This window comes from Gluconacetobacter tumulicola, from assembly GCF_014174215.1.
Taxonomy (GTDB): domain Bacteria; phylum Pseudomonadota; class Alphaproteobacteria; order Acetobacterales; family Acetobacteraceae; genus Gluconacetobacter; species Gluconacetobacter tumulicola.
Genome location: NZ_JABEQL010000023.1, coordinates 33653 through 46954 on the forward strand (window position 1 = coordinate 33653; position 13302 = coordinate 46954).

15 protein-coding genes are annotated in these 13302 nt (G+C 63.1%); 2 read left to right on the forward strand and 13 right to left on the reverse strand.

Translation table 11 applies throughout. From position 1 onward, the window contains the following. Positions 1–169 precede the first annotated feature (169 nt). The 13 genes from HLH29_RS14755 to HLH29_RS14815 form a co-directional block, all read right to left on the reverse strand. Positions 170–409 carry a DUF2274 domain-containing protein gene (locus HLH29_RS14755; protein WP_182968137.1) on the reverse strand — a complete coding sequence of 80 codons (240 nt, stop codon included), beginning with the start codon at positions 407–409 and terminating at the stop codon, positions 170–172. Next, positions 406–1593 (reverse strand): TrbI/VirB10 family protein, encoded by a 1188-nt coding sequence (locus HLH29_RS14760; protein WP_182968139.1) that lies wholly within the window; start codon positions 1591–1593, stop codon positions 406–408. The genes HLH29_RS14755 and HLH29_RS14760 overlap by 4 nt, the downstream gene beginning before the upstream one ends. Next, positions 1590–2591: a P-type conjugative transfer protein TrbG gene (gene trbG / locus HLH29_RS14765; RefSeq protein ID WP_182968141.1), complete on the reverse strand. Its 1002-nt coding sequence runs from the start codon at positions 2589–2591 to the stop codon at positions 1590–1592. Before trbG ends, HLH29_RS14760 begins: the two co-directional genes overlap by 4 nt. Then, positions 2588–3271, reverse strand: a complete 684-nt coding sequence (gene trbF, locus HLH29_RS14770; RefSeq protein ID WP_182968171.1) for a conjugal transfer protein TrbF — start codon at positions 3269–3271, stop codon at positions 2588–2590. Before trbF ends, trbG begins: the two co-directional genes overlap by 4 nt. Then, positions 3271–4698, reverse strand: coding sequence for a P-type conjugative transfer protein TrbL (gene trbL, locus HLH29_RS14775; protein ID WP_182968143.1), 1428 nt, complete (start codon positions 4696–4698; stop codon positions 3271–3273). The genes trbF and trbL overlap by 1 nt, the downstream gene beginning before the upstream one ends. Before the next feature lie 5 nt (positions 4699–4703). Then, entirely contained in the window at positions 4704–5507 is an 804-nt protein-coding gene (gene trbJ / locus HLH29_RS14780) for a P-type conjugative transfer protein TrbJ (RefSeq protein ID WP_182968145.1), read from the reverse strand. Next, positions 5504–7948 carry a conjugal transfer protein TrbE gene (gene trbE / locus HLH29_RS14785; protein WP_182968146.1) on the reverse strand — a complete coding sequence of 815 codons (2445 nt, stop codon included), beginning with the start codon at positions 7946–7948 and terminating at the stop codon, positions 5504–5506. Before trbE ends, trbJ begins: the two co-directional genes overlap by 4 nt. 13 nt (positions 7949–7961) lie before the next feature. Further along, positions 7962–8237, reverse strand: coding sequence for a VirB3 family type IV secretion system protein (locus HLH29_RS14790; protein WP_182968147.1), 276 nt, complete (start codon positions 8235–8237; stop codon positions 7962–7964). Beyond that, complete coding sequence (locus tag HLH29_RS14795) at positions 8237–8605, reverse strand: TrbC/VirB2 family protein (protein WP_182968148.1); 369 nt, start codon at positions 8603–8605, stop codon at positions 8237–8239. The genes HLH29_RS14790 and HLH29_RS14795 overlap by 1 nt, the downstream gene beginning before the upstream one ends. Next, a complete protein-coding gene (trbB, locus tag HLH29_RS14800) occupies positions 8602–9558 on the reverse strand; it encodes a P-type conjugative transfer ATPase TrbB (RefSeq protein WP_408871982.1) in 957 nt (318 codons plus the stop codon). Before trbB ends, HLH29_RS14795 begins: the two co-directional genes overlap by 4 nt. Positions 9559–9778: 220 nt before the next feature. Further along, a complete protein-coding gene (locus tag HLH29_RS14805) occupies positions 9779–10222 on the reverse strand; it encodes a ribbon-helix-helix domain-containing protein (RefSeq protein WP_456305430.1) in 444 nt (147 codons plus the stop codon). Between the two features lie 2 nt (positions 10223–10224). After that, positions 10225–12213 (reverse strand): conjugal transfer protein TraG, encoded by a 1989-nt coding sequence (locus HLH29_RS14810; RefSeq protein WP_182968151.1) that lies wholly within the window; start codon positions 12211–12213, stop codon positions 10225–10227. Positions 12214–12330: 117 nt separating this feature from the next. Then, positions 12331–12627, reverse strand: coding sequence for a DUF2285 domain-containing protein (locus tag HLH29_RS14815; protein ID WP_182968152.1), 297 nt, complete (start codon positions 12625–12627; stop codon positions 12331–12333). A 105-nt stretch (positions 12628–12732) separates the two neighbouring features. On the opposite strand from HLH29_RS14815, the gene HLH29_RS14820 reads away from it, so the two are divergent. Together HLH29_RS14820 and HLH29_RS14825 are read left to right on the forward strand one after the other, a co-directional pair. Further along, positions 12733–13017 carry a helix-turn-helix domain-containing protein gene (locus tag HLH29_RS14820; protein WP_182968153.1) on the forward strand — a complete coding sequence of 95 codons (285 nt, stop codon included), beginning with the start codon at positions 12733–12735 and terminating at the stop codon, positions 13015–13017. A 67-nt stretch (positions 13018–13084) separates the two neighbouring features. Continuing rightward, positions 13085–13291, forward strand: coding sequence for a helix-turn-helix domain-containing protein (locus HLH29_RS14825; RefSeq protein ID WP_246374279.1), 207 nt, complete (start codon positions 13085–13087; stop codon positions 13289–13291). Positions 13292–13302 lie beyond the last annotated feature (11 nt).

Sequence of the window (13302 nt, forward strand, 5' to 3'; positions counted from 1 at the left end):
GTGCCCGATCGGAAGCCATACGTCGATCAGTTTCGGTCAAACGGGCGCGAACAAAAAGAGATCAGTTCGGCGTGAGCGCGAGTGCGAGAGCCACGTCCGCTCAATTTCTGGTTGACAGACATATTGAACATCCGACACCAGCGTTATCTGCAAGTTGGCCTGCCCGTATTCATTTACCGACAACCCGTGATGGGCTGGTTTGCCGCGCCTTGGAGAAACCTCGATCGGCAGCAATAAACCGCACCAACATGGGTACAATAAGACGCACGGGATCGGCGGCGGCCTGCCCGGTCTCGCGACTGAGGATGTCAGCGTAAGCGACAAGATCACGATGTAGCGCGGCGGGCAACTCCAGCGTGACCTTCACGGGCTTGTCGTCCTCAATCGGGCCGAGCTTCAGCTTCGTCATGGGCGGAATTCCTTCTCTTTCCAAGTCTTGAGGATAAGGTCGCGATTCAGAATTAGCGTGAACGGCAGGCCGGGCCTGTCGGTCAGCGTCGGCTGAATATTCAGACTGCGGTCGATCAGACGGTTACCGACCATGGAGAAACCGTTGCTGGCCCCTGAACGGATGGCCTGCATCAGGTTGTTCTCGTTCCATGACGTGCCAGCTTCGGAACCCACGCTGAGAAGAGTCGTCACGAGGGCAGCCTTGAAAAGCTGGCCCCAGTGATTGTCGACCTCGTCAGACAGGCCGGACTGGCCGATGGCGTCACCACCGGGGAGCTTCTCCAGCACGAGGCTCTCGCCGTCGGGGTATATAAGCCGCGTCCAGATGATCTGCGTGCGCTGCTGCCCGAAGGAGATCCCACTGTTATAGGCTCCGAACAGCCTGCTGCCCTGCGGGATCAGCAGATAGCGGCCGGTCGGGCTATCATAGACGTTCTGCGTGACGTGCCCCACGATCTGGCCCGGCAGGTCGGAACTGATCTTCGTGTTCAGTGCACCAGCGATCACCGTGCCCGCCTGGAGGACATAAGGTGAGGCAGGCGGCGCAATGTGGTCCGGGCTGGTCGTCGCGCGATCAGGCTGCCCTTCCAGAAAGGCGAGGCTCCCAGCCTGTGGCCCGGTCGTGGTGGACGCCCGCCCCTGAGTGGCAGGAGCGCCCGGCGCGGACGGCATCGTCTGTTCGCCGGCGCGGTCACGTTCCCCCGTCTGCACGAATAGCCGGCTGGCGATCGCGGCCTCGACCTCCTGCGCGACACGGCGATCATCCCCGCCTGATGCGGCTTTCCCCTGTGCCTTCAGGATGGTGTGCCCAAGGTCACCGGGCAGTGCAGGACCGAGCTTCGGGACGCCACTGCCGACGTAGTCTGAGGGCAGCCCCGCCAGCCCATCGGCGGACGGACGCACATCCGTGTCCTGGCTGGCGGCCGGTGGCGCTTTGTGGTTGCTGTTCTCCAGCGCGTAGCCGAGTGCCAGACCAATGGCGAGCATGCCCGCACCGCCGAGCGCCCAGACCACGGTACGGTTGAGCCTTACCACGCGCGGCCGTTCGGCCCTCAGACGCAGATCGGGCGGTGGTGATGCGGAATTTCCCCCTGTTGCCGGAACCGCTGGATTTTCGCCCGCTGTTGGAACCTGCCTAGTCATGTCCGCCGTCCATCGGTGCGGACGATGCGCACGCGCTGCTCGCTGTGTTTATCCCCGAGCCGCAATTCGGCGGCGGCAAACAGGCGATCGACGATCATCCAGTTCTGCCTGACCCGGTAATTGACCAGTTCCGCCCCGCCATCGGCCCCCAGCACAAAGAGTGGCGGCAATTCCCCCTGCCCGATCCCGGACGGGAACGCGATATAGACCTTGTGGCCGTCATCGAAGGCCCGGCCGGGCAACCAGGGGGGCGTGCCCCCTTTCACCGGCTGGATGGCATAGCGGAAATTCAGCGCGTTCAGATCCAGCCCCGCGTCCACGGAGGCGGCATCATCGGCGGCACTGTCCTGCCGGTGCAGGGCGATCAGATCATCCTCGGGATAATCCCACGATACCGACGCCATATAGGTCGCGGGCGTGGAGCGCAGTTCCGCCAGATAGGTGCGCCGATCCGTGTTGACGATCAGATTGGTGGTGAGGTCCGGCCGCGTCGGCTTGATCAGGATATGGATGCGTTTTGTCGCCCCTGCTCCGCTTTCGGTATCGCCGATGATCCAACGCACCGTATCGCCGGCGGCAACCGGCCCGGTGCCCACCAGCTTTTCACCCTTCTGGAGCATGATGTCGGTAATTTCGCCCGGCGAGGCATAGACCTGATAGAGGGCACCCGGAGAATAAGGATAGACCTGCACCGCGTTGATGAACCCGGCTCGCGTGGGCTGAATGCGCGCCGCCAGATTGGCCTGTGTTACACGCGTGGTCGGATCGGCAACTTCGGGGGCCGGATGTATGACGCGTCGTGAGGGCAGCGGCTTGAGCTGCCCCGGCAGGGGAAGTGGCTGCGGGACTTCGACGACCTGTACCGGTTTCGGCGGATCCGGCAGGCGCGTGGCCTGAACAGCGTCATCATAGCGGATGACGGGCGGATGGTAATGCTGCCCGCATCCGGCCAGGGGCAGGACAAGCAACGGCAGGACACGAAGAGCGCAACGGATCATTGGCCCAGCTCCTTCGACCAGTTGATGGCGGAGACGTAGATTCCGAGGGGATTTTTCCTGAGATGGTCGGCATCGCGTGGCGTGCGCAGAACGATCGAGACGATGGCGGTCCAGCGTTCGGTGCCGGTAAAAGCGCCGTCACGGTAATGGCGTTCGGTCCAGGCCACCCGGAAGCTGCCGGACGAGGCCCGGATCACCGAAGCGATGTCCACCTCGACCTGCTCGTGCCCGATGCGCGAGAACGGATCGTTGAGGCGGGCATAGTCGTTCAGGGCCTGCGCGCCCGACGTGGTGGTGAAATCATAGGCGCGGAGCCAATTCTGCCGGACCACCACGGGGTCCGACGACAGGGCGCGCACGTCGTGGACGAACTGCGCCAGATACCAGGCGATCTGCGGATCGGCGGGCATATAGCCCGCTGTCGCCGGGGCTACGACCTGCGCCTGCCCCAGCCGGTCCACCTGCACCACCCACGGCGTGATGGTGCCACGCATAGACTGCCAGACCAGGCCAACCCCGAGACCGGCGGACAGGAACAGGGAACCGAACGCCATCAGCCGCCAGTTACGGGCCTGGATACGGGCGGAACCAATGCGCTCGTCCCACACCTGCACTGCCTTTTGATACGGTGTCACCGGTTCGGGCGTGGTCCCATAACGTGTGGTGGAGCGACGGAACATCATTCTTTCTCCGAGAGATCGATGGAAGCGGATCCGCCGCCGCCATCGGCGGAGCGGATGACATTGGCGGCCTCGGCAGCATGGGCGGCAGCATTGCGGCGCTTCATCTTCCGCGCCCAGCGGGGCGGTTCGCCGGAACCGCCACCATCTCCACCAGCCGGACCCTCACCGGTAGGGCCGCCACCCGTGGGGCCACCCCCTTCTCCAGCAGGACCACTGCCACCAGAAGGTGCCGGTCCGCTATCTCCGCCTTCGCCGCCCTCTCCACCGCCCATCCCGCGTGCCGCCCAGCGTCCGCCGGCGGCATAGCTTTCCCTGAGGGATGAACCGGCACGTGCGGCCGCTCCTTTGACGGCATTCGTGGCGTTCCCGCCGACGGCCCGGCCCATGCCGCCAATCCCGGCGGCCATGCTGCCCGCACCACCTGATGCGCCTGCGGCTCCGGCCGAATAGGCGGAGGTCGCCGCCCCAGCGATTGCGGCCCCACCGCGCGCGGCGGCAGCGGTCGCACCAAGGGCAGCGGCACCGCCAGAGGCGACGGCCCCCACACCGGCCGCCGCAGCAGCACCCATGGCGCCAACCGCCATGCCGGTCCCGACGGCTGCACCAGCCCCAAGCTGCGGTGCGCCGGAGATCAAGCCACTGGCGATGCTGCCGCCAAAAATGGACAGGCCGACAATTGCAAGGGAGGCCAGCACCACCGAGACGGACTGCCCGATCGTGGGAACGTCGCTGCCGTAGGAGGTTGAGAACTGGGCGAACATAACGGACGCGATGGCGGAAATGACCGCCAGCACCATGATCTTCACACCGGACGATACGACATTGCCCAGCACCTTCTCGGCGAGGAAAGCCGTACGATTGAACAGGGCGAAGGGGATCAGGACGAAGCCTGCCAGCGTGGTCAGCTTGAACTCGATCAGCGCCACGAAAAGCTGCACGGCGAGGATGAAAAAGGCTGCCAGCACGATCAGCCACGACAGGCACAGCACGAAGATCTGGATGAAGTTGGTAAAGAAGGCGACAGGACCAAGGAGATTGTGGACAGAGTCCAGAAGCGGCTGCGCTGCCGTAAATCCGGTCGAGGCCAGTCGGCCGGGCCGCAGGAAGTCACCCAGTGCGAGATTCCCGCCTCCGACCTTCAGACCGAGAGTCGCGAAACTGTCAAAAACAATCTTCGAGAGCGCATCGAAATCGTTGATGACCCAGGCGAAGAAGCCGATATAGAGCGTCTTCTTCACCAGACGCTGGATGATGTCCTCATCCGCCGCCCAGGCCCAGAACAGGCCAGCCAGCGCCATATCCAGCACGGACAGTGTTCCGGCCAGCGAGATCACATTCCCCTTCACCAGACCGAAGCCCGTATCGATGGTGGTGGTGAAGGTGTTCAGAAAGGTATCGATAACGCCGACATCGTTCATGGCCATGGTGGTCAGTTCCCGCTACTGCCGAACATGGACACCGAAGTCGGGCTATAGGCGTTATATTGGGAAAAATGCTGATACTGAGCTTCGCTCTCGGCTTCGGTGGCAGCATTTCGCGCCCGCTCCAGCGCCGAGGCCCGCCCGTTGGCGGCGAGTTCGGCCTGGATGTCGGAAAGCTGGCGGGATTGCAGGGCCAGAAGCTGGTTTCCGGCCTGCGCGGCCTGCAACGCCCCGGTTGACGTCTGGCTGGCAGAGACAAGCTGGGTCATGGCGGAACTGTCGGAGGGGATGTTTCCCACCACCCGCGCCTGAAGTTTCAAGGCATCCTCAAACCCGCCGACGGAATTCTGCCACCGCGTCTGCGCCTGGGAGAACAGGGCGCTGTCGGACATGCCCGAGGAGACCGACGTATAGGACTGCTGGTATTGCTGCTCGACGGACTGGACGCTGTAGGCGATATTCTGCGCCTGCGCGAGAAGTGCAGTCGTCTGGGAAATCGTCGATTGCAACGTTGAGAGTGTCGACAGTGGCAGTGTGGCGAGGTTCTTTGCCTGGTTAACCAGCATCTGCGCCTGATTGGCCAGCGAGGTGATCTGATTGTCGATCTGCTGGAGGGTCCGGGCCGCAATGAGAACATTCTGGACATGGTTTGCCCCGTCATAAACCGCCCACTGGGCGTGAGCCGGACGCAAGGAAGAAAACGCCCCGCCGACAGCCAGCATTGCAGAAGTGAGAAGGACACCTAGGCGGAAATGTTTTTCGCTCTTACGACCGAAAAATTCAGTCCAAAGCGGGAAAGATTTTTCCGTCATGGCATGCCCTCCGATTGACGATCGTCACGCAGAAGATCGGCTGCCCACGGCACACCACGCGCCTCGAACCACACTGGTAAATATCCTGCACGCCCGTGCTCCGCCAGCACTGCATCGATCAGGCGGTGGTCATCCTTCCCGGACGCTGCGCACAGGGCGAGCGCCACCGGTCCCAGCCCAAGCTCGAACAGCCGGTTGCCGCGCTGAGTCTGGCAATAATATTCCCGCTTCGAGGCCGCACGGGCAATGATGGCGATCTGCCGGTCATTCAGCCCGAAATCCCGATAAATCGTGGCTATCTGTGGTTCGATCGCCCGTTCATTGGGCAGGAAAATCCGCGTGGGGCAGCTTTCCACCACCGCTGGCGCGATGCGGGAATTGGCAATATCCGACAGGGACTGCGTGGCGAAGATGACGCTGGCGTTCTTCTTGCGCAGGGTTTTCAGCCACTCCCGGAGTTGCCCCGCGAAATCCCCGTCGTCCAGCACCAGCCAGCCCTCGTCGATCACCAGCAGGGTCGGACGGCCATCCAGACGGCCTTCGATGCGGTGGAACAGATAGGACAGCACAGAAGACGCCGCGCCAGAGCCGATCAGGCCCTCGGTCTCGAACACCACGACATCGGCATCGCCCAGCCGCTCGGCATCCGCGTCGAGCACCCGGCCATAAGGACCACCGAGGCAGTATGGGGCCAGCGCCTGCTTCAGGGCATTGGACTGGAGGAGTGCGACCAGACCTGAGATCGTGCGTTCATGGCTGGGCGATGACGCCAGGGAGTTCAGGGCCGACCAAAGGTGAGACTTCACCTCCGGGGTGAGCGTTACCCCTTCACCGACAAGGATCTGCCCCAGCCATTCACCGGCCCATTTCCGTTCGTCGGGGTCATCAATCCGCGCCACCGGCTGAAGGGAGACGGTGGAATGCCCATCGCCCTCGTCTGTCAGCCCACCGCCGAGATCGTGCCAGTCTCCGCCCATCGCTAGCGTCGCCGCCCGCATCGAGCCGCCGAAATCAAAGGTAAAAATCTGCGATCCCGCATAGCGGCGGAACTGGAGCGCCATCAGCGCCAGCAGCACCGACTTCCCCGCCCCTGTCGGTCCCGCGATCAGCGTATGACCTACATCGCCAATGTGGAGGCTGAACCGGAATGGCGTGGCACCCGCCGTCCTACCGTAGAACAGCGGCGGAGCCTTGAAATGACCGTCCCGTTCAGGCCCCGCCCAGACAGCAGAGAGCGGAATCATATGTGCCAGATTTAGTGTCGAGACCGGGGGCTGACGCACATTGGCATAGACATGACCGGGCAAGGAGCCAAGCCACGCTTCCACGGCGTTGAGGCTTTCCGTCATGCAGGTGAAATCGCGCCCCTGAATGATCTTTTCCACGAGGCGCAGCTTCTCGGCCGCGATGGAGGCGGAACCGTCCCAGACCGTGACGGTGGCCGTGATATAGGCTTGGCCCACATCGTCAGCGCCGAGGGACTGTAGGGCCAGATCGGCGTCGGCCGCCTTGTTGGCGGCGTCGTTGTCCACCAGCACCGACGCCTCGTTGGTCATGACCTCCCGGACAATGGCTGCAATACTCTTGCGCTTTGCGAACCACTGCCGACGGATTTTCGTCAGCACCTTCGTGGCGTCCGTCTTGTCCAGCAGGATCGCACGGGTGGACCAGCGATAGGGCATGGCCAGTCGATTCAGTTCGTCGAGGATTCCGGGAAAGGTGCGGCTGGGGAAACCCGTTATGGTCAGGGTTTTCAGATACGCATCGCCGAGCTTCGGTTCCAGACCGCCAGAGAGCGGCTGGTCCACCAGCAAGGCGTCCAGATGCATGGGAATTTCTGGCACCCTGACCCGCTGGTTCCGGGCCGAGATCGTGCTGTGCAGATAAGTCAGGGTTTCGCCGTCATCGAGCCATGCCGCCTCAGGCATGAACCCGTCCAGCAGGGCCAGCATCCGATCAGTGCGGTCCACGAATGCATGGAGCACGCCATGCGGGTCCGGCCCGTCACGCTCCCGGCCCTCATAAAGAAAACGCTCGGCACGGCCTGACGATTCCGCCGGTGGTAGCCAGACCAGGCTCAGGAAATACCGGCTCTCGAAATGCGCCCCTTCATCCTCGAACTGCTCCCGGCGTTCGAGATCGACCATCTGGCTGGCCGCGTCGGGGAAATCGCTCTCGGGATAGAGCGTCGCCGGCATCCGCTGTGCTTCCACGAACACGGCCCAGCCCGAGCCCAGACGGCGCAAGGCATTGTTCAGTCGGCCGGTGACCCCAACCAGTTCCGCTGGCGTGGCACTGTCCAGATCGGGACCACGGATACGGGCCGTCCGCTGGAAGGAACCGTCCTTGTTCAGGACAACGCCTTTTCCGACCAGCGCGGCCCATGGGAGAAAATCCGACAGGAGGGCGGCACGGTTGCGATATTCGCCAAGGGACATCATCGCCCTGCCCTCCCTATGCCCGGAGCCAGGCGGGATAGCGGAGATGCCGCCGCCCCACCTCAATGAAGAAAGGATCGCGCTTCGCCCCCCAGACCGCGAGCCCATGGCCGACGATCCAGAAGGCAGCCCCGATCAGCCACAGCCGCAGGCCGAGCGCGATCGCTGCCGCCAGCGTGCCGTTGGCGATGGCGACGGCACGGGGTGCCCCACCCAGCAGGATCGGGTCGGTCAGCGAGCGATGCACCGGGACATGAAAGCCCGACACCGCGTCATCGTCATATCCCGCCATCAGATCAGTGCTCCGCCCGAGAAGCTGAAGAACGAGAGGAAGAAGCTGGACGCTGCAAAAGCGATGCTGAGTCCAAAGACAATCTGGATCAGACGGCGGAACCCGCCGGATGTTTCCCCGAAGGCCAGCGTCAGACCGGTCACGGTAATGATGATGACCGAGATGATCTTGGCGACCGGCCCCTGCACGGATTCCAGAATCTCGTTCAGGGGCGTTTCCCACGGCATGCTGGATCCTGAGGCCCAGGCCGATGACGCGAAAGCAAGCGACAGCAGCATGGAGGTTCCGAACACACGCAGATCCGGCACATGCCGGTCAGAACGTGCGACAGCGCCCACAATGGCGCGCAGACGTGAAGGCGGCATCATGATGATTCTCCATTGGCAGAGCGGGATGTTTCGGGAGAAGAGTGGCTGACCGGACGGATGCGATAGGCGCCCGTCACGGGATCAAGGCCATCGATTTCCGCCATCTCAGACAGACGGCGTGCCGTGCCGCGCCCGGACAGGACCGCGATGACGTCGATAGTTTCGGCGATCATGGCGCGTGGCACCGTCACCACCGCCTCCTGGATCAGCTGTTCCAGCCGATACAGGGCCGCCAGCACCGATCCGGCGTGCAGCGTGCCGATGCCACCCGGATGGCCGGTGCCCCACGCCTTGACCAGATCAAGGGCTTCAGCCCCACGCACCTCGCCAATCGGGATACGGTCGGGACGCAGGCGGAGACCAGAGCGGACGAGGTCCGACAGCGTGATGATGCCTTCGCGGGTCCGCAGGGCAATGAGGTTGGGCGCCATGCATTGCAGTTCGCGCGTATCCTCGATCAGCACGACGCGATCACCGGTTTTCGCGACCTCGGCCAGCAGGGCGTTGACCAGCGTCGTCTTGCCGGTGCTGGTCCCGCCTACGACCAGGATATTCTTCCTGTCCGAGACCGCATGACGCAGGAAATCTGCCTGTGCATCGGTCATGATCCCGGCTTCAACATAGTCATCGAGGGTGAACACGGCGACGGCCGGTTTGCGGATGGCGAAACTTGGGGCAGTTACAACGGGGGGCAGCAATCCTTCGAACCGCTCACCGGTTGGTAGTTCGGCCGACACACGGGGTGCCGCTTCATGCACCTCCGCCCCGACATGGTGGGCGACCAGACGCACGATCCGCTCGGCATCCGCTGGCGTGATGGTTTCGCCCGTGTTGGCCATGCCCTCTGACAGCCGATCGATCCAGAGTCGCCCATCGGGATTGAGCATCACTTCGACGATCGCGGGATCGGCAAGGTGCCCTGCGATCGCCGGTCCCATCGCCGTGCGCAGCATGGAAATGCCGCGTGTCTGACTTTCCGAATTATGGTGAGAAATTGCCATCTGGTCCCCGCACGAACGGGACCAGAACAGATGGTCCCCACACGGGGATGATTAAAAGAGGCCCATTTCGGCTCGATTCAACAACTATCGCATACCATGCGGTCATCGCGTGGAAACGGCGGCGATCGGCGGGATTGACGAATCCTTGCGGCAACCCCACGCAATCTGACGATTACTGGGGGTCTTCACCACCATTGCGCCGCATGTCGATGTCCCGCGACAGTTCTCTGAGAAACCGATCTCCCGTCGCCAGCTTCCGCCCGAGCGATTGCAGGAAACCCTCGAACCGCTCGACACCTTTTGCCCTGGCTGACGCCTGGGCACTGTCAGGCAGGGGTGGAGTGACGGTCAGCCAGAAGCGGATGAAGAGTGCCAGCGTCTCGCCCATAATGGCGAGGTCTTCATCCATTCCGGCGACCTGGCGGTCGATCCTGTCCATACGACGGGCGAACACCGCTTCCAGCCGCTCCGATGCGTCGGCCGAGAGAAAGGACGCAACAGCGGCCTCAATCACCGCCGATTTCGAGACATTGCGCCGCAGGGCCAGCGCTTCGACCTGCTTCAGAAGCTCCGGCTCGAAATACACATTCATGCGGGTCTTGCTCGACATGGGCATCCTCACAGATCAAGGCCATCGGCCGGGTCCATTGTCGCCTGACGGACGACCGAGCGGGCCTGCTGGCGTATGGTGCGTGCCTTGGCAGCATCGACATCCGGCTCGTCGTCGAGCACATCGAACTCCTGCATGCCCGGAGGCTCGGGCGGCACGACGTCCTCATGCTCCGGCAATTCCGGTTCGCGGCGGATGCCGGCATTGGCTGAATCGCCATCAGCGCTCGTGCCGCCATCCGGTGCCGGCCCTCCGGATGGAACCTCCACCTCCTGCGCCGACCAGTCATCGGGCGGGAACGTGGACGGGCGTTTCGTTCCTGTCGCGGGTGGCGGCAGGACACGCTCCATGAACCGCGCGTCCTCATAATAGCGCGCTTTCTTCGCGCGAACGGGTGCCACACCCGCGACCAGCAACAGTTCATCGGTCGGCGGAAGCTGCATCACCTCACCGGGCGTGAGCAGCGGTCGTGCCGTTTCCTGCCGCGACACCATGAGATGCCCGAGCCAGGGCGATAGCCGGTGCCCGGCATAATTGGTGGAATCACGCATCTCGGTCGCGGTGCCGAGCGCGTCCGACACCCGCCGGGCGGTGCGCTCGTCGTTGGTGGCAAACGCGACGCGGACATGACAGTTGTCGAGAATGCTGTTGTTCGCACCGTAAGCTTTTTCGATCTGGTTCAGGCTTTGCGCGATCAGGAAGGATTTGATCCCATACCCCGCCATGAAGGCCAGCGCACTCTCGAAGAAATCCAGCCGACCGAGGGCGGGGAACTCATCAAGCATCAGCAGCAACCGATGCCGATGGGCCGAGACATGCAGATCCTCCGTCAGCCGCCTGCCAATCTGGTTCAGGATCAGGCGGATCAGCGGCTTGGTGCGGGCGATGTCGGATGGCGGCACGACAAGGTAGAGACTGGCAGCTTGGCGGCCGGACACCAGATCCGCCATGCGCCAGTCACACTGTGCCGTCACCTTCGCCACCACGGGGTCGCGATAAAGGCCCAGGAACGACATGGCGGTGGACAATACACCTGACCGCTCGTTGTCGCTCTTGTTCAGCAGTTCGCGCGCCGATGAGGCGATGACGGGATGTACGCCCGCCTTGCCGAGGTGCGGCGTGGACATCATGGCGCGCAGAGTCGCCTCCACCGGCCGCTTCGGATCGGAGAGGAAATTGGCGACACCGGCCAGCGTCTTGTCCGGTTCCGCATAGAGGACATGCAGGATCGCGCCGACCAGCAGGGAATGCGAGGTCTTCTCCCAATGGTTGCGCCGGTCCAAAGCACCTTCGGGATCGACGAGAATATCGGCGATGTTCTGGACGTCGCGCACCTCCTTGTCGCCACGCCGGACCTCAAGCAGCGGGTTGTAGGACGAGGATGCCGGATCGGTCGGGTCGAACAGCAGCACGCGCCCGTGCCGGGCACGAAATCCGGCAGTGAGCCCCCAGTTCTCGCCTTTGATGTCATGCACGATGGCCGAACCCGGCCAGGTCAGCAGCGTCGGCACGACCAAGCCGACGCCTTTGCCCGAACGGGTCGGCGCAAAGCATAGGACATGCTCGGGGCCGTTATGCCGGAGATAGTCCCGATCCCACCGGCCCAGAACCACGCCGTCGGGGTCGAGCAGTCCTGCCTGCTTCATCTCGGCAGCATCCGCCCAGCGGGCCGAACCATACGTGGCGACATTCCGGGCTTCCCGCGCCCGGAGGATGGACAGGCCGATGGCGACGACGCTGCCGATAATTCCACCGGACGAGGCGATGTATCCGCCCGTCACGAAAATCGACGGGGCGTAGGCGTCGTAGAAATACCACCACCAGAAGAAGGCCGGCGGATAGTAGAACGGCCAGCCCGCCACCATAAACCAGGGAGCGCCAAGCTGGGGCTGAAAGCCCAGGCGCCAGGCCGTCCATTCCGTGGCACTCCAGATGGCGACGAAGACGATCAACAGAACGAGGGCGACCTGCCCCCACAGGACACGGCTTCCGGACATCGGGGCTCCAATCGGCTTGGGGAATGAAACCGATCAGAGAAGGGGCGACCCAGCGGCAGGCAATATATAATGAGTCGCGATCGTACCGCCGGATACCATGGCGAAGAAAAAGGACGGTCAGTGCCGGGTTGCGCGGGCGTCGATCACGGCCTGCTCGAGAATCTTCCGGTAACCGATTTTCGTCATCCACTGTGCACGGGCAAGATGGCTTTCCCAACAGATGCGCGTGCGCTCTCCATCAGCCGGGTCGCGGTGCAGCACGATCCGCGCCACCTCCGTCCAGTCGGCCCGATCCGCCTCGGCGTCGAGCAGGCGGAGATAGGTGATGAAATGCACTTCGTCATAGCTCGTGATCTCCGGCACGGTCGGCGCCAGGTCATCGACATCGGGGTCCAGTTCGGGTTTTGCTGTCATCCGACAGCCCTCCAGCAGGATTGCAGTCAACTATATCCTAAAATGGGATAATCCTAAATCGGGATTATCGGAACAGCTCCCCTCCCCGCCAGAGAGCCGTTCCGCATGAAGAAATCCCTGCGCACACCCCGGCAGCTTTTGCTGCAATCGCTTCTTACAGAAGCGCGCAAGACCGGGGGTATGACGCAGGCGGAACTGGCCGCCGCACTTGGCAAACCGCAATCCTTCGTCGCCAAATACGAGAATGGCGAGCGACGAATCGATGTCATTGAGTTCGCTGACATAACAGCCGCCCTTGGCGTTTCCGGCGCCGATCTTCTCGTTCGTCTCGCACCTGGCGCAGAAAAGCCCCCGCCAGGGGGCGAGGATACCACGGTCCAGGACGAATAGGAACGATCATTCCTGGAATGATCGTTCCGACGCAGGTCTCGATGATGGCATGGACCTCAAGGAGGTCATGGCGGTCAACCTGCGTCGGATGCGTCATGACAGGGACATGACGCAAGAAGAGCTGGCCGATCGCGCCGGCCTGAGCACCCGCTATATCGGAGCGATCGAACGCGCGGATGTTTCGGCAAGCGTTACGATCTTGGGAAAGATTGCGGAGGCACTGGACGTGGAACCGGGGGCGCTATTGAAAGCTGTCCTGGCCAGCCCGCGCTGACCGGCTGAGGG